General features: G+C 70.5%; 18 protein-coding genes. 6 read left to right on the top strand and 12 right to left on the bottom strand.

Annotated features, from left to right (window positions below):
- Positions 1–3 precede the first annotated feature (3 nt).
- The 4 genes from ACIQCZ_RS35090 to ACIQCZ_RS35075 form a co-directional block, all read right to left on the bottom strand.
- Positions 4–801, bottom strand: coding sequence for a family 1 encapsulin nanocompartment shell protein (locus ACIQCZ_RS35090; RefSeq protein ID WP_402288779.1), 798 nt, complete (start codon positions 799–801; stop codon positions 4–6).
- Complete coding sequence (locus tag ACIQCZ_RS35085; protein ID WP_402288776.1) at positions 801–1,871, bottom strand: Dyp-type peroxidase; 1,071 nt, start codon at positions 1,869–1,871, stop codon at positions 801–803. Before ACIQCZ_RS35085 ends, ACIQCZ_RS35090 begins: the two co-directional genes overlap by 1 nt.
- A 440-nt stretch (positions 1,872–2,311) precedes the next feature.
- Positions 2,312–3,754 carry an NADP-dependent phosphogluconate dehydrogenase gene (gene gndA / locus ACIQCZ_RS35080; protein WP_402288774.1) on the bottom strand — a complete coding sequence of 481 codons (1,443 nt, stop codon included), beginning with the start codon at positions 3,752–3,754 and terminating at the stop codon, positions 2,312–2,314.
- A 181-nt stretch (positions 3,755–3,935) separates the two neighbouring features.
- Positions 3,936–4,688, bottom strand: a complete 753-nt coding sequence (locus ACIQCZ_RS35075; RefSeq protein ID WP_402288772.1) for an FMN-dependent NADH-azoreductase — start codon at positions 4,686–4,688, stop codon at positions 3,936–3,938.
- Between the two features lie 73 nt (positions 4,689–4,761).
- On the opposite strand from ACIQCZ_RS35075, the gene ACIQCZ_RS35070 reads away from it, so the two are divergent.
- Entirely contained in the window at positions 4,762–5,652 is an 891-nt protein-coding gene (locus ACIQCZ_RS35070) for a sigma-70 family RNA polymerase sigma factor (RefSeq protein WP_402288771.1), read from the top strand.
- 235 nt (positions 5,653–5,887) lie between these two features.
- Positions 5,888–7,204 carry a peptidoglycan DD-metalloendopeptidase family protein gene (locus ACIQCZ_RS35065; protein WP_402288768.1) on the top strand — a complete coding sequence of 439 codons (1,317 nt, stop codon included), beginning with the start codon at positions 5,888–5,890 and terminating at the stop codon, positions 7,202–7,204.
- Here the strand turns inward: ACIQCZ_RS35065 and ACIQCZ_RS35060 are convergent.
- Positions 7,174–8,412: a DMT family transporter gene (locus ACIQCZ_RS35060; protein WP_402288765.1), complete on the bottom strand. Its 1,239-nt coding sequence runs from the start codon at positions 8,410–8,412 to the stop codon at positions 7,174–7,176. The genes ACIQCZ_RS35065 and ACIQCZ_RS35060 overlap by 31 nt on opposite strands.
- A gap of 233 nt (positions 8,413–8,645) precedes the next feature.
- Between ACIQCZ_RS35060 and ACIQCZ_RS35055 the strand changes: the two genes are divergently transcribed.
- On the top strand, positions 8,646–9,326 hold the full coding sequence (locus ACIQCZ_RS35055; protein WP_402288763.1) for a (2Fe-2S)-binding protein: 681 nt from the start codon (positions 8,646–8,648) through the stop codon (positions 9,324–9,326).
- Between the two features lie 68 nt (positions 9,327–9,394).
- On the opposite strand, the gene ACIQCZ_RS35050 is transcribed toward ACIQCZ_RS35055, so the two are convergent.
- From ACIQCZ_RS35050 to ACIQCZ_RS35035, 4 genes are all read right to left on the bottom strand, one after another.
- The gene (locus tag ACIQCZ_RS35050; protein ID WP_402288760.1) at positions 9,395–11,041 is read right to left on the bottom strand and encodes an APC family permease; all 1,647 of its coding nucleotides are present in this window, start codon (positions 11,039–11,041) and stop codon (positions 9,395–9,397) included.
- 382 nt (positions 11,042–11,423) lie between these two features.
- The gene (locus ACIQCZ_RS35045) at positions 11,424–12,572 is read right to left on the bottom strand and encodes a serine hydrolase domain-containing protein (RefSeq protein ID WP_402288758.1); all 1,149 of its coding nucleotides are present in this window, start codon (positions 12,570–12,572) and stop codon (positions 11,424–11,426) included.
- A 225-nt stretch (positions 12,573–12,797) separates the two neighbouring features.
- Positions 12,798–13,274 carry a Clp protease N-terminal domain-containing protein gene (locus ACIQCZ_RS35040; RefSeq protein ID WP_402288756.1) on the bottom strand — a complete coding sequence of 159 codons (477 nt, stop codon included), beginning with the start codon at positions 13,272–13,274 and terminating at the stop codon, positions 12,798–12,800.
- Positions 13,261–13,506 (bottom strand): hypothetical protein, encoded by a 246-nt coding sequence (locus ACIQCZ_RS35035; RefSeq protein WP_402288754.1) that lies wholly within the window; start codon positions 13,504–13,506, stop codon positions 13,261–13,263. The genes ACIQCZ_RS35040 and ACIQCZ_RS35035 overlap by 14 nt, the downstream gene beginning before the upstream one ends.
- A gap of 347 nt (positions 13,507–13,853) precedes the next feature.
- On the opposite strand from ACIQCZ_RS35035, the gene ACIQCZ_RS35030 reads away from it, so the two are divergent.
- A complete protein-coding gene (locus ACIQCZ_RS35030) occupies positions 13,854–16,463 on the top strand; it encodes a PA14 domain-containing protein (RefSeq protein WP_402288751.1) in 2,610 nt (869 codons plus the stop codon).
- A gap of 240 nt (positions 16,464–16,703) precedes the next feature.
- Here ACIQCZ_RS35030 and ACIQCZ_RS35025 read toward each other — a convergent pair whose 3' ends face one another.
- The 3 genes from ACIQCZ_RS35025 to ACIQCZ_RS35015 all read right to left on the bottom strand — a co-directional run bounded on the left by ACIQCZ_RS35025 (position 16,704) and on the right by ACIQCZ_RS35015 (position 20,086).
- Positions 16,704–17,159, bottom strand: a complete 456-nt coding sequence (locus ACIQCZ_RS35025; RefSeq protein ID WP_351081423.1) for an ATP-binding protein — start codon at positions 17,157–17,159, stop codon at positions 16,704–16,706.
- A gap of 99 nt (positions 17,160–17,258) precedes the next feature.
- Positions 17,259–18,881 carry an ATP-binding protein gene (locus ACIQCZ_RS35020; protein ID WP_402288749.1) on the bottom strand — a complete coding sequence of 541 codons (1,623 nt, stop codon included), beginning with the start codon at positions 18,879–18,881 and terminating at the stop codon, positions 17,259–17,261.
- Positions 18,878–20,086, bottom strand: coding sequence for a PP2C family protein-serine/threonine phosphatase (locus ACIQCZ_RS35015; RefSeq protein ID WP_402288800.1), 1,209 nt, complete (start codon positions 20,084–20,086; stop codon positions 18,878–18,880). The genes ACIQCZ_RS35020 and ACIQCZ_RS35015 overlap by 4 nt, the downstream gene beginning before the upstream one ends.
- Before the next feature lie 332 nt (positions 20,087–20,418).
- On the opposite strand from ACIQCZ_RS35015, the gene ACIQCZ_RS35010 reads away from it, so the two are divergent.
- A complete protein-coding gene (locus ACIQCZ_RS35010; RefSeq protein WP_402288747.1) occupies positions 20,419–21,903 on the top strand; it encodes an SDR family NAD(P)-dependent oxidoreductase in 1,485 nt (494 codons plus the stop codon).
- A gap of 346 nt (positions 21,904–22,249) precedes the next feature.
- Entirely contained in the window at positions 22,250–22,426 is a 177-nt protein-coding gene (locus ACIQCZ_RS35005; protein WP_351081417.1) for a hypothetical protein, read from the top strand.
- Positions 22,427–22,492: the final 66 nt, after the last annotated feature.

Raw genomic sequence — 22,492 nt, 5'->3', positions numbered from 1 at the left:
TCCTCAGGCGATGATCGGGACGACGGCCTCGGGCGTCAGCATCCGGAACGTGAACGCCTGATGGAAGTAGAGCCGGATGCTGGTCGCGTCGTGGCCCAGGTAGCCGATCGACAGGTCCTGGCCCAGGCGCAGCTCGAAGTCGCCGCCACGGGTGGACAGCAGCACACCGCCCGTGACGGCGGGGGCCCACAGGATCTGGTCGTCGAGCAGCCGGGTCAGATGGGTGGCCACCGGGTACCCGTGGTCGGAGGTCTCGGTCGCCTCGGTGAAGGCGTCCGCACCGAGCAACAACCGGTACGGCCCGTCGACACCGGCCAGCCGCAGCTGGGTCAGCGCCTGGCTGACGGCGGCCGGGTAGTCGCGGGCGTCGGCAGGCAACGGCAGCGGTGCGTGCGAGGAGCCGTCCCGGAGTCCGGTGATGCCCGCCGACGCGTACCCGTCGATGATCGCCATGTCCTCGGCGAACGCGCAGGTACGGGCCGCGTCCTTGACGGGCTGCCAGTCGCTGTCGGCGGAACCGCGTTCGACGTCGTCCACGGCCGACCGGGTCACGGTGAACGGTACCCGCCAGTCGATGACGGGCATCGAGGTACGGGCCCTGGCGAGCACATCCGGCGTGGGTGGATCGATGTCCCGCAGATGACCGTCGCCGACGGCCGCCAGTTCCGGGCCGTCCGGACCGGTGACGTCGACGACACGGCGGCCTGCCAGATGGCGGCTGAAGGTGCGCCGGGCCTCTTCTTCGATCTGGTCCCAGGCGGCTTCCGTGACAGGGGCGAGCTCGCGGTGGAGGTTGTTCATCACTGGGCGCTTCCTTGCAGGCTGCCGATGCGCAGCGAACCGTCGTCCGGACGGGCCGGGACCGGGGGCCGTGCCACCGGGGCGGACGCCGGCTCCGGCAGGGTCTCGGTGGCGGTCACCGCGGGCGACGGCGGCGGGGCGTCGAAGAAGTCGGCGCCGGGGACATAGAAGAGCGTGCCGGTGACCGCTGTCGAGAAGTCGAGGATGCGGTCGTGCGTTCCGGGCGGATCGCCGAGGAACATGTTGCGGAGCATCTGCTCGGTCACGCCCGGGTCGGCGGCGTAGCCGATGAAGTAGGTGCCGAACTCGCCCTGTTCGAAGCTGCCGAACGGCATGTTGGCCCGCAGGATCTCGCGTTCCGTGCCGTCGGGGTCGGTGACGGTGTTGAGGGCGACATGCGAGTCGGCGGGCTTGACGTCGTCGGGTAGTTCGATGTCGGTGAACTTCGTGCGGCCGATGACGCGTTCCTGTGCCTCGGTGCTCAGCGCGTTCCAGGACGCGAGATCGTGCAGATACTTCTGCACGATGACGTAACTGCCGCCCGCGAACTGCGGATCCTCCGGACCGATCAGGGCCGCCGACCGCGCGTCCGCCCCGACGGGGTTCTCGGTGCCGTCCACGAAGCCGAGCAGATCCCGGTGGTCGAAGTAGCGGAACCCCTGCGTCTCGTCGACGACCTTCACCGACCCGCCCAGCCGGTCGAGCAACTGGGACGCCCACTCGTAGCACACGTCCATCCGCTCGGCCCGGATGTGGAACAGCAGGTCCCCCGGGGTCGCCGGAGCACGGTGGCGGGCACCGTGCAGTTCCTGGAACGGGTGGAGCCCCGCGGGCCGGGGGCCCGCGAACAGCCGGTCCCAGGCGTGGGAACCGAAACCGGTCACGGAAACCAACTCGGTGCCCGGGAACCGGAATCCGATGGAGCGGGCGATCGCCGGAAGAGCCGGCAGCACCTCGCGCACGACGGCCTCGCCACCGGGCTCGATCGTGGCAACCAGGATCAGGGCCGCACTGGTCAGCGGCGTGACGACGGGCTGCGCCGTGACCGGCTCCGGCGTGGCGTCGGGCATACGGGGGCTCCATGGGGCGTCAGCGGTACGGAACGACAACGGCGAGCGGTGCGGGGGCGACAACGGGCCCCGTTGCCACTTACGCACACGTACGGCAACGCCGCACCCCGGGAGAGCCGACCGGGCGACCGCCCGGTCGGGTCCGCCCGGGTCCCGAGTCCCGCGCCCGGACACCGGGAAGCCCGACGCCCCGCGATTCCGACGCCTCGCGATTCCGATGACCTGCGATTCCGGCGCCCCTGATTCCGGCGCCCGTGATTCCGGCGCCCGTGATTCCGGCGCCCGTGATTCCGGCGTCCGGGAAGCGCGCGCGGGCGTGACGCCGTGCGCCCTCTTCCGTCGCCGGGACAGCTCATGCCCCGGCCGGTGGGCGGGGGAGGGACCCGGAGGGCCGTCGTGCACCGGGCCGGACCCGGCGACCGCGCGCCGGGCCCCGTGCCTCAGCCCGCCCCGACCTCGGAGCGGTCGCCGCCCCAGAGCGTGTGGAAGGAGCCCTCGCGGTCGGTGCGCCGGTACGTGTGCGCGCCGAAGAAGTCGCGCTGTCCCTGCGTGAGCGCCGCGGGCAGCCGGTCCGCGCGCAGTCCGTCGTAGTACGAGAGCGCGGCCGCGAAACCGGGTGTCGGCACCCCCTGCCGCACGGCCTCGGCGACCACCGCCCGCCAGTCGTCCTGTGCCGCACCGATCTCCGCCGCGAACTGCTTGTCGGAGAGCAGGCTGAGCAGGTCGGGGCGGGCGTCGTAGGCCGCGCGGATCCGGTCCAGGAACGCCGCCCGGATGATGCACCCGGCCCGCCAGATCGCCGCCACCGCGCCGAGATCGATGTTCCAGTCGTACGCTTCGCTGCCCGCTCGGATCTGATGGAACCCCTGCGTGTACGAGACGATCTTGGACGCGTACAGCGCCTGCTCCACCCGGTCGGCGAAGGCGGCGGCCTCGGCCTCCCCGAGCGGCGTGGCCGACGGGCCCGCCAGACCCTTCGCCGCCTCGCGCAGATCCGCGTGGCCGGACAGCGAGCGGGCGAAGACGGCCTCCGCGATACCGGAGACGGGCACTCCCAGATCCAGCGCGATCTGCACCGTCCAGCGGCCCGTGCCCTTCTGCTCCGCCCGGTCCTGCACGATGTCGACGAAGGGCCTGCCGGTGGCCGCGTCGGTATGGGCCAGGACCTCCGCCGTGATCTCGATCAGATACGAGTCGAGGCGGCCGGTGTTCCAGCCGCGGAAGGTCTCGGCGATCTTCGCGGGTGAGTAGCCGGCGACGCTGCGCAGCAGGTCGTACGCCTCCGCGATCAGCTGCATGTCCGCGTACTCGATGCCGTTGTGGACCATCTTCACGAAGTGCCCGGCCCCGTCGGGACCGATGTGGGTGGTGCACGGGGTGCCGTCCTTCGCCTTGGCGGCGATCTTCTCCAGCAGCGGCCCCAGCGATGCGTACGACTCGGCCGAGCCGCCCGGCATGATGCTCGGCCCGTTCAGCGCACCCTCCTCGCCGCCCGAGATGCCGACTCCCACGAAGTGGATGCCGCGCTCGCGCAACTGCTTCTCGCGGCGGCGGGTGTCCTCGAAGTGCGCGTTGCCGCCGTCGATGATGACGTCGCCCTTCTCCAGGAGCGGTGCGAACTCCTGGATCACGGCGTCCGTCGGACCGCCCGCCTTGACCATGATGACGAGCCGACGCGGACGTTCCAGCGCCGCGACGAACTCCTCCGGTGTACGCGCGGCCACGAAGGAGCCCTCATCGCCGAACTCCTCGACCAGTGCGTCCGTCTTCGCGGTCGTCCGGTTGTGCACGGCGACCGTGAAGCCGTTGCGTGCGAAGTTCCGAGCGAGGTTGCGGCCCATGACCGCGAGGCCTGTGACGCCGATCTGTGCAGTGCCGCTCATCTGTCTGCTCTGCAATCTGTGTCGGGAATGGCGGGTTCTCCAGTATGGATACGGGGGGTGGGGACGGCCTGCCGGTGATGGGCCGTATGGACGTGCCGGGACTGCGGGCTCCCGCACGTCCCGGTCTTCGATCGGCGCGGACGCGGGCGGGGGCGCGCCGGAGCGGGCCGGCCGGACCGGATCAGCCCGGAGCCCCGGGTCGGGTTGCGGCCATCGGCGTGGTCCCCGCGATCGCGTCCATCGCCGGCCGGGGCGCGGCCGTGGCCAGTGCGGTCACCTCGGCCCGCGCCGCGGCCAGCGAACTCTCCGCCAGCGGCCGAAAACGGGCCAGGTGCGGGACGAGCCCGGCCATGGTCATCTCGACGCCGACGAAGCTCAGGTTCTCGTCCGACACGCCCTGCCCGCCGAAGTACGTCCGCAGGTAGGGCGTTTGGAAGTCCCATGCCTCGCGTGGCGTGCCCGGACCGTAGGAACCGCCCTGCGTGGTGATCACCACCACCCGCGTAGCCCGCAGCAGGCTCTCCCCGGCGTCAGGGTCGGTGAAAGCCCCGGGAAAGCCCACCCGGTCGATCCACGCCTTCAGCGAGGCGGCCACCGAGTAGTTGTACATCGGGGCACCGACCAGCAGGGTGTCGGCCGCCAGCAGTTCGGAGACGAGCGGTCGGGTCAGTGCCCACTCCCGTTTCTCGGCCGGGCTCTCGACCAGGGCGTCGACTTCGGGCGGCGGGACGAGGCCGTGTCGCTCCACGCGTCGCCCGAGCGAGCAGTAGGCGGTGCCCAGCGGCGGCACCGGGTCGACGGCCAGATCCCGGTACCGGTAGCCGGCCGTGCCGTGCACGGACCGCCAAGTGTCCGCGAACAGCGAGGTCAGCTGTCTGCTGAGGGACTCACCGGAACGATTGGCGCTGGAATCCAGGTGCAGCAAGGACGTCATCACTTCTCCTGTCACTTCGGCTACGTTGCGTTCGTCATGGGAGCTGACGGGGCGGGACGGAGAAAGGTGACCGGTGGACGAGCGCGACGGGCTGGCGGAACGATTCGAGGCGCAGCGCGGCAGGCTGCGCGCAGTCGCCTACCGGATGCTCGGATCGTTGGACGAGGCCGATGACGCCGTGCAGGAGGCATGGCTGCGGCTCGGTCGGATCGACGCCGGCGAAGTGGACAACCTGGGCGGCTGGCTCCGGACCGTGGTGACCCGCATCTGCCTCGACATGCTGCGCTCCCGCAGCTCGCGGCGGGAGGACCTGACCGCGCAGGAGACGCTCGACCACATCGCGAACCCCGCGCGGGCGACTCCCCGGGAAGATCCGGAGGGCGAGGCATTGCTGACCGACTCGGTGAGCCGGGCCCTGCTCGTCGTGCTGGACGCACTGGGCCCCGCCGAACGGGTCGCGTTCGTGCTCCACGACATGTACGCCGTGCCGTTCGACGAGATCGCGCCGATCGTGGAGCGCACACCGGTCGCCACGAAGAAGCTCGCCAGCCGCGCGCGCCAAAAGGTGCGGGGCAGGCCGGTGGTCCCGGCGTCCGAGGTCGCCCGGAACCGGCAGGTCGTCTCGGAGTTCCTCGCCGCCGCGCGCGCCGGTGATCTCGGCGCGATCCTCGCCGTGCTGGACCCCGATGTGGTGCGCCGCGCCGATCCCGCCGCCCTGCCGCCGGGCGGAAGGACCGTGGTCCGCGGCGCACGGGCCGTGGCGGAGGGCACCGCCGCACTGGCGCAACGGTCCCGGCTCGCGGAACTCGCCCTGGTCGACGGTGCGGTGGGTGTCGTCGTGGCCCCGCGAGGACGGCTCTTGTTCGCGCTCACCTTCACCGTCGAGAACGACAGGATCACCGCGTACGAAGTGATCGCCGACCCGGTGCGCCTTCGACAGCTCCGCCTCGCCGTCCTCGACTGAGTTTCTGGAAAACTGAATTGACCTGGCATCAGGCCTGATCGGCCTTCGGCTGCGCGGGCCCGCCCCGGGTTCGTCGCGACTTCGCACCGGCCCGGGAGCCCTCGTGCCACCCGTCGCGCCCCCGGACGAGCCGTCCATGACGGGTGGACTGTCCTCGCTCCCTTGTCACCGGCCTTTGTCTGCCCATAAGTTGGGCGCTTGCGACGTGTCCTACTGCCAGTGGGGGAGCCAAGTCATGGCCGCAAACGGACGGCACCGCAGATACCAGCCCGGCCGGCTCAACCGTGCCTCGCTCACGGTCACCGCCGGAGGTGCGGGCATCGCGCTCCCACTCATCGCGGCCGCCTCGGCAGGCGCCGCCTCGACGGACGTCTGGGAGAAGGTCGCCGCCTGCGAGTCCACCGGCGACTGGCACATCAACAGTGGCAACGGCTACTTCGGCGGCCTGCAGTTCACCCGGTCGACGTGGGCCGCCTACGGAGGCACGGTCTACGCCCCGCGCGCCGATCTGGCCACCAAGGGGCAGCAGATAGCCGTCGCCGAGAAGGTGCTCGAAGGGCAGGGGCCGGGCGCCTGGCCGGGCTGCTCGACCCGGGCGGGGCTGACCAGCGGCGGGGACGCCCCCGACATCAGCCCGCAGTCGGAGCGGACCGGTCAGGCCAAGGTGCCCGGCAAGGCCACCGCCACAAAGCCGGAGACGAAGCGGACCTCCGCGACCGCCACGCCGACCACTGTGCCCGGCAAGCGTGAGATGTACACCGTGGCCCGTGGCGACTCGCTCTCCGCCATTGCGGAGACCGAGCACGTCCGGGGCGGCTGGCAGCATCTGTACGCGAGGAACCGGGAGGTCGTGGGCGACGATCCGGATCTCATCCTCCCAGGACAGCGCCTGAGCCTGGACGCGTCCCGGGCACCGAGGAAGGGTTCCGGGGCGGGTTCGGCCTCGGCGGCGAAGCCGAAGCCGAAAGCGAAGACGCAGACGGCGACCGCACCGCACGAGAAGGCGAAGCCGCAGCACCGGACCGCCTCACCGAAGCAGCAAGCGACCACGCCCCGGCACGAGACCGCGAAGCCGCACCACCGGGCCGTGAAGCCGAAGGCGCAGCCCAAGAAGGCCGAGGCCCATGAACCGGCGCGGGCGGAGAAGCACTCCGGCCTCGTCGCACCGGTCGCGGCAGGCATCGGCACCCCGTACCACCAGTCCGGTTCCTGGGCCAGCGGCTATCACACCGGTGTGGACTTCCCCGTCCCGACCGGTACCTCGGTGAAGGCGGTGGGTTCCGGCACAGTCGTCTCGGCAGGCTGGGCGGGGGCGTACGGGTACCAGATCGTGATCCGGCACAGCGACGGCAAGTACAGCCAGTACGCGCATCTGTCCGCGCTTCACGTCCGTGAGGGCCGGCACGTCTCCGCCGGACAGCGGATCGCGCGCTCGGGCTCCACCGGGAACGTCACCGGTCCGCACCTGCACTTCGAAATCCGTAACGGTCCCGGCTACGGCTCGGACGTCGACCCGCTGGCCTACCTCAGAGCGGGCGGCGTCAGCGTCTGAACGGAGCTCCGGGGCCCGTCCGGATCAACCTGCGCGGCGGACCCCGCCGACGTGCCGCCCCGCCGTGCGGAGCGGGAACGCGAAGAGAGGCCGGTCGTGAACTCCACCTGCCCGAGCCGACGCTTCAGCGGCATCGTCAGCTGCAGGGACGGGGCTGCCGAGGACCTTTCGGCGACGGCTTCGAGGGTCGAGGCGGGCGTCGGCAGTGCGGGCTCATGACGAGCCACGACCGTCCGATCAGGCTGAGACGGACCAACCGTCGGCTCCACGACGCCCTCCGTGCCGGGAGCCGCGCCCGAGTCCTCCGGGCACATCACGTCGCCCGGGACGAGGCCCGCCAGGTCGCGCGGGGCGACCGGGTGCGTACTCCCGGCCCGCTGCTCCGCGCCCAGCCGTTCCGTCGTCAGCAGTATCAGCCCACCCGCGGCGACCACCCCGCAGGCGAGGGCCAGCATCGTGCCCGTCGTACCGTGCCGGAACCGCTCGTCGAACAGAGTGATGCCGACAGCCGCGGCTATCACCGGGTTGACCACGGTCACGGTGGCCAGCGGCGCGGTCAGCCCGGCACCCCGGTACGCGGCCTGGGAGAGCAGTAGCCCGGCGGACGCGAACACGCCGATCGCCAGCAACGCCGGCATCCCGGCTCCCGCGGCACCGGCGGCCCACTGCACCGCCACCGTCTTCGTGAACACGGAGGCGATACCGAAGGCCACACCCGCGCCACCCGCCAGGATCACGCTCCGCACCACCGGCCGGTGCGTCCCCTTGGCTATCAGGCAGAGCGCCGCGACCACGCCGAGTGCGACTCCGGCGAGCATCAGCTGATCCGTGCCGTTCAGGGTGTGCGACTCGGCGTTCCCGGTGAGTGCGAGCAGTCCCGCCAGACCGACGGCCGCCGTGATCGCGCCGCGCCAGGCGGTGGCCCCCGCCCGGCGGCGTACGAAGAGCGCCGCCATCGGCAGGGCGAAGACGATGGTCAGCGCACCGAGCGGCTGGACGAGGCTGAGCGGACCGTAGGCCAGCGCCACGACGTGCAGCACCGCCCCCACGCCGTTCAGTGCCACGGCGGCCCACCAGACGGGGTTGCGCAGGGGTGCGAACGAGCGGCCGTCTCCAGCCGTGGCCACGCGCTCCTGGACGATCGCCCCGGCCGCGTAGGCGACCGCGGAGACCAATGACAGAAGCACGGACAGCGCAAGGGAACTCATGTACACCACGATGTCTCTTCAAAGTGGCTGCGTCGTCGTCCTTGAGGCGGCGATCCGGCGTACTGCCTTGGTAGTACGGGATCACTCCCAGTGTCCTCCTCCCGACGGTAGTCGTCCCTCCGAGGGACCCGGAGCGATCATTCCGACGGGTTACGGTGAGGGCCGGGGCGCGGCGATCCGGGTGCCCGCGATGTCATCGGGGTGGTGGCGGGGAGCCGGGAAGGAGCAGCGTGATGGACGAGCCCGCGGCGGATTCGCCGGCCGGATTCTTCGCACTCCGGACGTCCGCGCCGCCCGACGGGGCGCATCGGCCGCTGGCTCTCCTGTACGCGGGGGAGTCCACGCAGCTGACGGCTCGTATCGACGCCGTCGGCGACCGGCTCGGCACCTCCGAGCGCAGGGTCGCCGCCTCCGTCGCGCACCTGGGGCTGGCCGCCCGCCTCTGGTCCGTCGCGCTCGGCCCGGCGGCCCTGACCGGACGCCTCCCCGCCCTTTCTCCCGATTTCCTGCTCTGGGACCCGCTGCGCACCTTTCCCGACGACCTGTGGCTGAGCTCCGCCGCGACGCTGCCCGCCACGGCCGAGAACATCCGGGAAGCCGTTCAGTACGGCCATCTCGTTCCCCTCGCCGAAGCGATCCACCGGGACGGCCCCCTGTCGGACCGGCTGCTCTGGGGCAACGCGGGGTCGGCGCTGGCAGGGTCCCTGCGGGAACTGGTCGCCTGGGCCCGTGAGCACGGCCGTCCCGATGTGTCGGGCCGGGCCCGCGCGCTGGTCGCCGAACTGTTCGACCACCCGGACCTGCGGAACACCGGCCGCCCGCACGACACGGCGTTCCGCCGTCGCAGTTGCTGCCTGTACTACCGCTGCCCGGCGGGTGGCCTGTGCGGCGACTGCGTCTTCGAAAGCGCCTGACACGCCCCCCGGGCCGCGATGTCACCCGGCCGTGACGGCGCCGCGGCCGCAGGACCGGCGGGGCCGGGTCACCCGCCGGGTACCACCTCGACGGAGCCGATGTACTCCTGGGTCTCCTCGGCCGGGAGACGGACGGCCTGGGCCCAGAAGTAGATCACCAGACTGAAGGCGGCGATGAGGGCGATGTCCCACCACAGGGGAAGCGCGTCGGTCGCACCGCAGGAAGCGGACGATGCCGGGCCCGTGCTGCAGAAACCGCCCTGCCAGGAGATCAGACCCATGCCCACGAGGTAGACCGGCAGCCACTGCGCGGACCGCCAGTTCATGTGCGGAACCCTCGGGTTGAGCTTGAGCAGGGCGGAGCCGCCCAGCAGCAGATAGCCGAGCACGATGGCCACACCGAGCCGCCACAGGGTGTCCCAGCCCGCCCAGTAGATGATCAGATTCGAGACGATGAAGGCCACGGGTGCCCAGAACATGCCCCCGCGCAGCCGGTACGGACGAGGCCGGTCCGGGTCCTGTTTGCGCAGGCACCCGAAGGCCAGCGGCGCCCCCGCGTACATCAGCACACTGGCGGACGTGACGAAGCCGACCAGCTTCTGCCACGTGGGGAACGGCAGGAACACGATGAGCCCGATCACGAAGGCGAAGAGCAGGCTGAACCACGGGACCCCCTGCTTGGTGGTGCGCTCGAAGACCACCGGGACGTAGCCGTTGCGGGACAGCCCGTAGGAGACCCGTGAGGTGGCCGTGGTGTAGATCAGGCCCGTGCCGGACGGTGACACGACCGCGTCGATGTACAGCAGCGTGGCGAGCCAGCCGAGTCCGACGGACGCGGCGAGCCCGGCGAACGGGCCCGCCTTTCCGCTGAAGGTGAGGTCGGCCCAGCCATGGGCGAACGCGCTGTGCGGCAGGGCGGCGATGAAGACGACCTGAAGCGCCACATAGACGAGGACGCCGATGAGAATCGAACCGATGACCGCGCGCGGGATGTCCCTGGCGGGATCGCGGCTCTCGCCCGCCAGCTGATCCGCCTGCTCGAAGCCGAGCAGCGCGAAGATGATGCCGCTGGTGCTGATGGCGGAGAGCACGCCCTTGGCGCCGAAGGGGGCGAAGCCCTGGTAACCGAAGTTGGCGCCGTGGAACGTGGTGGCGGCCAGAACGACGATGGTGAAGACGGGGACAGCCACCTTCCACCACGTCGCCACGCTGTTGGTGTGGGCGAGCCATTTGATGCCGAAGAAGTTGACGACCACGAAGAACGCCATGAACGCGACGGCCAGCCCGTATCCCGCGGGGGTCAGATGATTCTTACCGGTCTGCACCCAGGGGGCGTGGACGCTGAGATAGTTCAGCGACGCCATGACCTCGATCGGCGCCACGGTGACGGCCTGGAGCCATGAGAACCACCCGAAGGACGCGCCGGCGGCGCTGCCGAACGCGTAGTGCGGGAAGCGGGCGGTACCGCCCGCGACCGGGTACATGGCTCCCAGCTCGGCGTGGACGAAGGCCAGCACGATGATGGCGAGCGCCCCGATTCCCCAGGAGACGAGTGCCGCCGTGCCGGCTGCCTGTGCGGCGAACAGTGCGCCGAACAGCCAGCCGGACCCGATGATGGACCCCTCCGAGGCCCAGATGAGACCGATCAGCCCGATGTCCCGCTTGAGGCCCGGGTTCGTGGGCGCCGAGGGCGCGACCGGCCTGGACATCCGCATGGTGCATGCACCCCTTGCTCCGGCGGGGATGAGGCGTGGGGGTGTAGATGTGCCTCTGGGGACCTCAACAAGATGCCCCGATCCCGGTGGATCGCTCCCGGCGCGCGCGGAAGTTGCGCCACTCGGCCCTGTAGTCCTCGTTCGGGCACCAGGGAGCAAGTAACCCGCGGGTAGGGATTCCGGCCGTCGGGCGTGGCGGACGAGGAACGGCTGACGGTGCCGGCCCCTCTACCGGCTCAACCGCGTGAACCTGCTTCGGCAGCCACAGCGGGAGGCCCCTCTGGCGCAGCGCGGGACCACCTCCCCGTCGTCGTGCCACGTCCCCGCCGGGCCGCGGACGGACCTGGCGCGGACCACGCGGCCGGCGCCGTGACTCCGGTGTTCAGGTACCGCTCCGGCGGCAGAACTTCGCCTGAAGGAGATCGGTGAAGATACCGATGGGGTCGTCCCAACCGCCGTCGCTCCAGTCGCCGTTGACGTTGGTGGTGACCAGCTGTTCGCCGTCGCGGGCGCCGTAGGTGTAGGACCACGATCCGAAGAGCGCACCCCCCATGCCCCAGACCGTCTTCCCGCACGGCAGTCCGACCGAGGAGACGCCGAGGCCGTAGGCGGCGTTGGAGATCCAGTCGCGGGTGGGCACGGTGGTGAACATGTCGTGTTGCTGGTCCGGCGGCAGTATCCGGCCCCCCAGCAGGGCGCCGAAGAAGCGGTTGAGGTCCCCGGCCGTGGAAATCATGCCGCCGGCCGCCCAGAACATGGATGAATCGAGCTCGGTCGCGTCGTGGACCGGTGCACCGGGGTCGGTCCGGAACAGTTTCGTGTAGTGCCGGGAGTGCGGCCCGTGGATCGTCGGGTCGCTGCCGTGCGGCAAGTACGTGCCAGTCAGGCCGAGTGGGCGGGAGATCCGTTCTGTGATCTCCTCGGCGAGCCCGCGGCCGGTGGCCCGTTCGGTGATCATGCCTGCGAGGAGGTAGTTGGTGTTGGAGTACGCCCAGCCCGAACCCGGTGTGAAGGCGGGCGGATGGGAAACGGCGATCTGCGCCAGTGACTCGGGGGTGTGTGTCTCGTGTCGGTTCAACGCCTCCTGGTCATCGGTGTAGTTGAAGATCCCGCTGGTGTGGTTGAGCAGCATTCTGATGCTCACCCCGGCACCGTCGTGGACCACGCCGGGCAGCCACTGCTCCACGGTGTCGTCCAGGCTCACTTTGCCTTCGGCCGCCAGTTGCAGCACGACGGTGGCCACGAACGTCTTGCTGATGCTGCCGATGCGGAACCGGTCGTGCTGTGAGCGTTCGCGGCCGGTTCGGGTGTCGGCCACTCCTGCGGTCCCGAACCACTGCCGGTCGCCGTCGCGGACCTCGGCAAGAATGCCGGGCAGGCCGCCTTGAGTCACCGCTTGCTGAAGCAACCGCCGGATCGGCTCGTGGTCGTCGGCACTTGAGGCCGGTGCGGACTCGGACAAGGCGCCCGCAGCCTTGGGTTGCTCGGCGCCCGGTCGGCCGCTGTCCGTATGAGCGGTGTGTGGATGCATGTGGTTCTCCTTGTCATGTGCGACTCGCGGATGGCCGCCAGGCCCCTGTCCACAGCGTGACTCCGTGGCCCACCGGCAGCGCGATTCCGTGGCTCACCGGCTCTCGCCAGGGGCTTGGGCCCCGGCGCAGCAGGCGATCCATCGCGCATGCCTGCAGGGCCTGCTGCACACCCCGGCCAGGGCACCGCCGCGGGGTGAATGGGCTGCGTCAGCCGTTCCCTGCGGTCACTGATCCTGGCTGCTGAGCGTCTGTCGTACGCGGTCCGCCAGTTCGGCCTGATCGATACCGGCCAGGGCGAGAGCACGTGGCACGGTGCCGATTTGAGCCTGCAGGATCCCGAGCAGCAGATGCGCCGACCGCAGGTCCTTCTTGCGGGCGGAGGCGAAGCTCCGCTCCAGTGCGAGTCTGGCGGACGCACCCATCTTGGGCTGCTGGGAAGAGTGGCTCGGCCCGGGAAGGTCATAGGCGGCCGGAGACACTCCGATCACGCTCAGGCTGTGCTCGAACTCTCGGTCCAGTGCCTCGCGGACAGCAGCGCGATCGAGCCCGGCCGAGGCCAGGACCTGCTGTGCGGCAGACCCCTGATCGGCGGCGATCGACAACAGGAGATGGTGCGCGTCGATCGTCGTCGATCCGTCCTCGTGGGCTTCGTGCGTCGCCCGCACGATGACTGCGTGCAGGTACTCGTCAAACGCGCTCATCGCCGCGCCTCCTCAGCTTGACTCCGGCGGCGATGAGCCGCTTGGCGTGCTTCTTGTGGACGGCCTGGCGGGTGACACCGAGTGCCTCGGAGACCTGTGGCCAGCTCCAGCCCGCTCGCATGGCCTGCTCGACAGCGGCGTCCTCCAGCTGATCGGCGAGGCGCCGCAGCGCCACGACAGCCGCCAGGGTGTCAGCGGGCTCTTGAGGAAGGGGGTTCTCGGCGGCGGACATGTAAGCAACTGTAGTTGACTAAAGGAGATAGTCAACCCAAGTTGCTCACGGCTGGGGCGGGACGGGGTGATGTGTCGGGGGCTCACGGTCACGGGCCGGCGCGTCGGCAAGCGGCGGCATCCTCAACTGATCGATGCGTCCCCCGCGGGTGGGTCGACGGTCGGCGTGGCGGGCGGTCGGGTGGGTGTGGTGTCCGTGGTGCGCGCCGGGCGGGTGCGGGCCGTTCCCGACTTGTCATGCACCTGGACAGCGGATCGGGTGTCGTGCTGTCATGCCAACTGCCGTTCCTTCCAACGTTGTACATCCTGCTGCAACGAGCCGCCACCCTTCCTCGACAAGGAGGATCCGTGCGCATCAGAAAGAAACTGGTTCTACTTCTCGCTGCCGTTCTCGGCGCCGCCGGCCTGTCCGCGGTGCCCGCCGCTTCGGCTGCCCCGGACCCCGGGGGCACCGGTGAGGTGCATGGGCTGAAGGGCGAGTACTACACGCATACCGCCCCCGGCGCCTTCGACTTCGGGCAGCTCAAGGCCACCGGATTCGATCCAGACATCGACTTCCCCACACTTGAGCCGCGGTTGGTCGCGGCGACCGGGCAGAGCGACGACGTCAGCATCCGCTGGACCGGAAAGATCGTTCCGGAGAAGACCGGAGCGCATGTCTTCTCGATGATCGGGGACAACGGCTTCCGGCTCTGGATCGACGGGAAGCCGGTCATCGACCACTGGGTCGACGACTGGGAGGTCGAACAGAACTCGCAGCCGGTCGAGTTGACCGCGGGCAAGGCCTACGACCTCAAGGTCGAGTTCTTCGAGCACGTGGGAGGGTCCAACCTTCATCTGAAGTGGACCGAACCCGGTGGCGGCAAGGTGCCCGTGCCGCAGTCCGCCTTCCGGCTGCCGGACGACTTCGCGTACGACGGAGCCATCGCCGCCACGGTGCTCGCCGACGGCCGTCGCCTCAAGCTGGACTTCGCGCAGAAGCTCGCGCCCCTGCCCGCCGGCCTGGCCAACCATCTCGATGCCGTGATCGGCGGTGCCACGTGGCCGCTCGGCGCCGTCGAGGCGGACCCGGCCGACCCGCGCAGCCTCACCGTCGCGCTCAAGGAGCCGGTCGTCGGCAACAAGAACGGTGACGCCAAGGGGCTCGCCGATGTCCGCTACGACGGTGCGGGGGCCCTGGCGGGGGAGGACGGCAAGCCCGTCGGCGCCTTCTGGTCCAGCGGGCCCAATCGTTCGAAGTACGAACTGCGTACCGGGTGGGCCGATGAGGTGGGCCCGCACAACGCGCTGCCCGAGTACCCGCGACCTCAACTCACGCGCGACAACTGGCAGAACCTCAACGGATCCTGGGAGTTCGCCCCGGCGAAGGCGGGGGAGCGGCCCCCGGTCGGCAGAAAGCTCGGTGAGAAGATCCTCGTTCCCTATCCGGTCGAGTCGCAGCTCTCGGGGGTCGAACGGCACGAGGACCGGATGTGGTACCGCCGCACCTTCACCGTTCCCAAGGACTGGAAGATCGGATCCGGCAAGCGTCTTCAGCTGAACTTCGGGGCCGTCGACTGGCAGTCCGAGGTGTACGTGAACGGCAGGAAGGTCACCGAACACAAGGGCGGCTACGACAAGTTCAGTGCGGACATCACCGACGCGCTGAAGCCCGGCCGCAACCAGGAGCTGATCGTCGGTGTCCACGACCCGACCGATTCCGCGAACGACGAGAACCCGCCGATGGGCAAGCAGCGCCTGGATCCGAGCGGCATCTGGTACACGCCGTCGTCCGGGATCTGGCAGACCGTGTGGATGGAGCCCGTCGCCGCCGATCATGTGGACTCGCTGAAGCTCACCCCCGACGTCCGGGGCGAGAAAGTGGCCGTCGAGGTGCGCGGCGTACGGGACGGGGTGCCGGTCACGGCCACCGCCTACGACGGGAACCGCAAGGTCGGGAGTGTCAGCGGACGTACCGGGGCGGCACTCGACCTCGGCGTGCCCGACCCGCATCTGTGGTCCGCGAACGACCCGCACCTGTACCGGTTGAAGGTCACCGTCGGTTCCGACCACGTCGGCAGCTACTTCGGGATGCGGTCCATCGCCGTCGAGAAGGTGAACGGCACCCCGCGCACCGTGCTCAACGGCAAGCCGGTCTTCCTGATGGCCACCCTCGACCAGGGCTTCTGGCCCGACGGTCTGCACACCGCGCCCACCGACGAAGCGCTGGCGTACGACCTGAGGATGCACAAGGCGATGGGGTTCAACTCCGTCCGCAAGCACATCAAGGTCGAGCCCGACCGCTGGTTCTACTGGGCGGACAGGCTGGGCCTGCTGGTCTGGCAGGACATGCCCGCGATGAACACCGTCAACCCGTCCGCCGCCGCGCGAGCCGAGTACGAGCGCGAGATGAAGGAGATGATCGACGAACACTCCAGCCACCCGTCCGTCGTCATGTGGGTCACCTTCAACGAGGGCTGGGGCCAGTACGATCAGGCCCGCGTCGCCGAGCAGGCCAAGTCCTGGGACCCGACCCGGCTCGTCAACAACATGAGCGGCCTCAACTGCTGCGGCGCGGTGGACGGCGGCAACGGCGACATCGCCGACGCGCACGGTTACCCGAGTCCCGCGCTTCCGCGGCCCGACGGGAGGCGCGCCCTGGTCAGCGGGGAGTACGGCGGGCTCGGCCTGGCCGTGCCGGGGCACGCCTGGGCCGTACAGCAGTCGTACATCGCGGTCGACCCGGCCACCTACACCGACGACTATCTGGCCCGGCTCGACGAGGTGCGAAAGCTCGCCTGCAACGGCAGCAACGGCGCGGTCTACACCCAGATCTCGGATGTCGAGGGAGAGTTGAACGGACTCCTCACGTACGACCGCCGGATCGTCAAGCCCGATGTCGAACGCATCAGGGCGGCACAGGAGGCGCTCGTCCGCGATGCGTCGAATCCGGTCGTGGCGGGGTGTCCCACCGGCTGATCCGTGACAGCGTTCCGGCCCGTTCCGGCCCGTCCGGGGCGGGCCGGAACGTATCCGTGCGCATCTCTGGCCCGGATCACCGGGAGACCGGGAACGAGCGCGCCCGGCAACGGCTTCCCGACGAGCTGCGAGTGCCGGTGGGCGGTGAGCCGTCGGCTCGGGACAACAGCGTCCGCGGACACCCGTGGCGCCGGGCCGACCGTGGTCGTGGAGAGGGCGGCGTCCCGCCCGCCCCACGGCTCAGCTGCTCAGCTCGAACTCGGCCCGGATGCGCTTGCCCACCGGTACGCGCTCGGCGGTCAGCCGGTCGCACAGGGCCACGACGATCTCCATGCCGTGGCCGCCGGGGCGTGTGGGATCGGGCGAGTAGAACAGCGGCAGGGCCGTGCTGCTGTCGTACACCGTCACGCTGACGCGCTCCGCGGTGCCCTCCAGCTCCAGCAGATACGGGCCCTGACTGTAGCGGTCGGCATTGGTGACCAGCTCGCTCACGGCCAGCATCAGATCGCTGCGGGTGTGTTCGCCGAACACCGCGAGCCATTCGGCGGCCAGCCGGACCAGAAAGCGATCGGCCAGCTCCCGGGCCTGAGCGATGCAGCCCGGCTCGCCGTCGAACACCTCGGCGCTGTGCAGAACCTCCGTGGGCCGGCCCGGGGAGGGGCGACCGGCCGGCCGGGAGGTGACCTGTTCGTTCATGTGCTCCAGCCAGGGCGACGCAGGGGTGTTCGATGACAGCTTCTCGCCGTTCGCCTACCCGCGACGAACGGTCCCACTCCGGGGAGAACCCGGCAGATCTCAGCCAAGGCCGGGCCCTGCTGCGGAAGGATCCCCGACGGTCGGTCGCGCCGTCGGGTGCGCCGGAGCGGAGGGGGCGACGGGAAGGGTGAAGTGGATGCAGGCGCCTTCGGCGGTCTCCGGGTCCAGCCGGATCCGGCCGCCGTGGAACTCCACGATCTTGCGGCACAGGGCCAGGCCGATGCCCGTCCCCTCGTACTCGTCCCTGCTGTGCAGCCGCTGGAAGACGACGAAGACGTCCTGCGCGGACTCCGGTGGGATCCCGATGCCGTTGTCCGTCACCTGGAAGTGCCAGTCGTCGCCCTCCCGCGCACAGCCGACCGTGATCCTGCACGGCACCTCGGGGCGGCGGAACTTCACCGCGTTGCCGATCAGGTTCTGCCAGACCATGGCGAGCGCCGTCGCGTCCCCGGTCACTTCGGGCAGCGGACCCTCCCGTACGACCGTCGCACCGGACTCCTCGACGACCAGCGCGAGATTCGCCAGCGCGCGGTCGAGGGTCCGGTCGAGGCCGACCGGCTTCCATCTGTCGTGCACCCGGCCGGTACGGGAGAAGGTGAGCAGATCGTCGATCAGCACCTGCATCCGCCCGGCGCCGTCGACCGCGTAGTCGATGTACTGCCGCGCCCGGTCGTCGAGCTCCGGGCCGTACCGTTTCTCCAGAAGCCCGCAGAACGAGGCGACCTTGCGCAGCGGTTCCTGCAGATCGTGCGAGGCCACATAGGCGAACTGCTCCAGCTCTCCATTGGACCGGCGCAGCTCCCGGGCCTGGTCCGCCAGCAGCGTCTCGCGCTCCCGGGACTCGGCCAGCTCCTCGACGATACGACGGCGCATGTCCTCCACGGCCGCCGCCACCGCCCGCACGTCGGACGGGCCGTCCACCTCGATCCGATTGTGGAACGCCCCCGAGCTGACCGTCTCCGAGGCGGCGGTCAGCCGGCTCAGCGGCCGGCCCACCATCCGGTTCAGCAGCAGACTCAGTGACAGGACCGCGAGCAGAAAGCCCAGGACCAACGAGACCAGCACCTGGTCGCGGGTGGTGCGGGCCGTGCTCAGATCCGCGCGGGCCCGGTCGCGCGCCACGTCGAGGTGTGCCTGCTGGGTGGCGTACAGCCGCCGCAGGGTGTCGAATTCGCGGTTGCTCCGCCGGATCGGGGCGGAGGACTCGGATGCGGGGCCGTCCCGCCGTACCGCGGCCACCAGCGGCTCGGCGTGCAGACTGCGCCACTCCCGCGCGGCCGCGGCGATCCGGTCGAGATCGCGGGCGAAGGGCTGCTCGTTCCCGACGAGCGTGCGCACTCTGGCCAGCCGCAGCTTCTCGTCCCGCATCCCCGCCTCGTACGGCCGAAGGAACGTCGAATCACCGGTGAGCGCGTATCCGCGGACCCCGGTCTCCTGGTCCAGCAGGGCGTTCTGCAGTTGGAAGGACGACGAGCGCGCCGGCTGGATCCGGTCCACCAGTTCGGTGGTGCGGTCGGAGATCCGGGCGAGCACCAGGCCACCGACGGTCAGTTCGGCACAGACGACCAGCACGAAGACGGCGAGAATCAGATGGACCCGGTTCTGGACCGACAGGCGGGAGGCCGGGCGGCGGGGGGACCGTGGTGCGCCCCGGCCGCTCACTGCGGCTCCTCCCGCCCCCAGCCCAGGTGGAGCACGGCCACGTCGTCGGCGAGGCCGCCGTACGGGGACGCGGCCACGGCGGCCTCGTCGACCAGGGTGTCCACGAAGGCGCGGGCCGCCAGTGACCCGTGTCGGCGGGCCATGGCGAGGAGCCCGTCCTCGCCGAGCCGGGTTCTCGGCCCCGTACGCCCTTCGAAGAGGCCGTCCGTGAAGAGGACGATCCGGCCGTCCCCCGGCAGCGACAGCTCCGAGACGCTCCAGTGCCCCGTCCCGGGCAGCAGTCCCAGCGCCATGCCCGGCTCGGGCTCGATCCAGCTCACCCCGGCACCGCCGCGCAGCAGCAGCCCGGGATGACCGGCCCGCACCACCCGCACCCGGCGTCGGTCCGGTGTGAAAACCAGTGAGGTGACGGTGGCGAAGACATGCGGGTCGGAGCGTTCGGCGACGAGGATCTCCTCCAGCAGCCGGACCTGTTCGGCCTGACCGGTGGCGCACAGCACCGCCGTGCGCCATGCCACTCGCAGGCAGACGCCGAGCGCCGCCTCGGCCGCCCCGTGCCCCGACACATCGCCGATCACCGCGTGCACCGTGCCGTCGGACGTCTGCACCACGTCGTAGAAGTCACCGCTGAGCAGGGCCTGCGCCCGGCCCGGTGCGTACCGCGCCACCGCTTCGAAGGAGTCGTCGTGCAGCAGGGGCACGGGCAGCAGACCGCGTTCCAGACGGGCGTTCTCCCGCGCCATGAGCCGGTTGGCACGCAACGCGGCGGCGGCCCGCTCGACCTGCTTGCGCTGGAGGGCATAGCGGACCGAGCGCCCCAGCGCCTCCGGATCGAGCCGGCCCTTGACGAGATAGTCCTGGGCACCGGTCGCCACGGCCGACAGGCCCGTATCGGCCTCGGACCTGCCGGTCAGCACGACGATGGCCGCGTCGGGCGCCGACTCCACGATCCGGGTGACGGCGTCCAGGCCGTACACGTCGGACAGGTGGAGATCGAGCAGGACGCAGCACGGGGTCCGGCAGCCGGCCAGGAACCGGCGCGCCTCCGTCAGCGTCCTGCACCAGGTCAACGCCGAGTCGAGCTCACTGTCCGCGAGCATCTCCTCGACGAGGAGCGCGTCACCGGCGTCGTCCTCGACCAGCAGGATCACGGCATCGACGTCCCAGACGGAACCCCTGCCGGCCGCGGGGTGGCCGTTCTGCACGGGGACGGCGGCCGGGCGTACGGGCTGCGCCGGGGATCCGCCCACGGGGAGCTCGGCCACTGTCCACCCCCTGTGTACGGACGGCACGGCCCGGCTCCGGCCGTATCGCAGGGAAGCATATGTGACCGAACCCTGGGGGAACCCCGGGGCGGAGCGGCTCGGCCCGCCCGAAGGCGCACGATGACCTGCCCGGTCGGTCACGCGGCACGTCACGGGGCCGTCACACGAACGGAGCAGCATCCGGTGCATGGCAGACTTGACCGGGACGTTCGGCCCGACAGGACCCGGTACGGCGGTCGGCGCCACGAGGGACGAGTGACAGAGGAACGGCAATGACGGTGACAGAGGACAGCCCGGAGCTCGCTCCCGGTACTGAGGAGTTCGGTCCCGGTATCGACCCGGAGCGGCTGGCCGTCTGCCTGAGCGTGCTCGACGAACTCGACACCATCGAGGTCGACCACCCCGACGCCATCGCCGTGCGCCGTGCCACGGCCGGGATCTACCGGACCGTGAAGCAGCGCCGCCGTCAGGAGCGCCGCGCCGCCAAGACCGCGCACGACAAGGCCGTCACCGAGGCCACCGCGACCGGCTCGGCCGACCGCATCGACGACGAGACACAGGGGATCCTGCCGTCGTCCTCGGCCCGTGCCGAGATCGCGGGCGTCCTGCAGCGCCCCCGGTCCTGCTACATCTGCAAGACCCGGTACGTCGAGGTGGACGCGTTCTACCACCAGCTCTGTCAGCAGTGCGCCAAGGAGAACCGGGCGCGCCGCGACGCGCGGACCGATCTCACCGGCCGCCGCGCGCTCCTCACCGGCGGTCGCGCGAAGATCGGTATGTACATCGCGCTGCGGCTGCTGCGCGACGGTGCGCACACCACCATCACCACGCGTTTCCCCAACGACGCGATCCGCCGCTTCAAGGCGATGCCGGACAGTGACGAGTGGATCCACCGGCTGAAGATCGTCGGCATCGATCTGCGCGACCCGGCCCAGGTCGTCGCGCTCGCGGGCTCGGTCGCCGCCGAGGGCCCGCTGGACATTCTGATCAACAACGCGGCGCAGACGGTGCGCCGTTCCGCCAACGCGTACAGCGAACTGGTCCGCGCGGAGTCCGCTCCCCTTCCGGCGGGAGAACTGCCCGCCGCCGAGGTCATCGGCACCTTCGGCAGTGGCACCGTCGACCGGGTCGCGGCGCTTCCGGCCGCCCGCAAGGAAGGCCTGAGCGCGCAGGACGTGACTGAGCTCGCCCTGGTCACCGGGTCCGCCTCCCTGGAGCGGATCGCCGCCGGAACGGCGATCGACGCGGGCGGTCTCGTGCCCGATCTGCATGACACCAACAGCTGGATCCAGACGGTCGACGAGGTCGAGCCGATCGAGCTGCTGGAAGTCCAGCTCTGCAATTCCACCGCACCGTTCATCCTGATCAGCCGGCTCCGCCCGGCGATGGCGGCGACCGCCGCCAAGCGCGCCTACGTGGTCAACGTCTCGGCGATGGAAGGCGTGTTCGGCCGCGGCTACAAGGGCGCGGGCCATCCGCACACCAACATGGCCAAGGCCGCGCTGAACATGCTCACCCGCACCAGTGCCCAGGAGATGTTCCAGAAGGACGGCATCCTGATGACCGCGGTCGACACCGGCTGGATCACCGACGAGCGCCCGCACCCCGACAAGATCCGCCTCGCCGAGGAGGGCTTCCACGCCCCGCTCGACCTGGTCGACGGCGCCGCGCGGGTCTACGACCCGATCGTGCGCGGCGAGGGGGGCGAGGACCTGTACGGCTGCTTCCTCAAGGACTACGCGCCCGCCAACTGGTAGGGAGCGGGTGGCGCGGCGCGTGCGCGGCGCCTCGGACCCGGTCGGGAACCGCTCCTGGCCGGGTCCTTTCCGTATCCGGTGGCTGAAAGTGACCTAGAGCACACATTCCATCGAGCGGGAACGCGCTCATTTGGTTACTCTGATGTGAACGGACGTCATCGAGGAGTCCACGAACCCTCCCCGACCGTCCTGGGACAGGCTTTCAACCAAGTCGCCGTCCCGCCCCGTACCCGGCGCCACCGCGACCGTACTGTTCCTTCCCCCGCCCCTCGCGGGTGATCGACTCCTGGTATTGAGGCCGGGATGTCGGCGACGCAGGGGGCCACGCGACACAAAGGAGTGCGCGGTGACGACACCAGAACTGACGAAGCACGAGAAGCCTTCGGCCGAACGATACGGAGAACGGGCCCGCAGGCCCGAGAAGCTCCGCAACATCGAGGTCTGGGCCAGGTCCGCACCGATCCGGCTGGCCGGCTACGAGGACGACCTCGCCGAGCCGCACATCCTGCCCGGCATCGACTGACCGCTTCGCGTCCGACCGCTTCACCGCCGAGCTCCGGCCCGCATCCCGCAAGGGGCGGGCCGGAGC

The sequence above is a fragment of the Streptomyces sp. NPDC093149 genome (genome assembly GCF_044754145.1).
Taxonomy (GTDB): Bacteria; Actinomycetota; Actinomycetes; order Streptomycetales; family Streptomycetaceae; genus Streptomyces.
The sequence above is the reverse complement of the archived record's forward strand: the minus strand, read 5'-3'. Positions and strand labels throughout refer to the sequence as shown.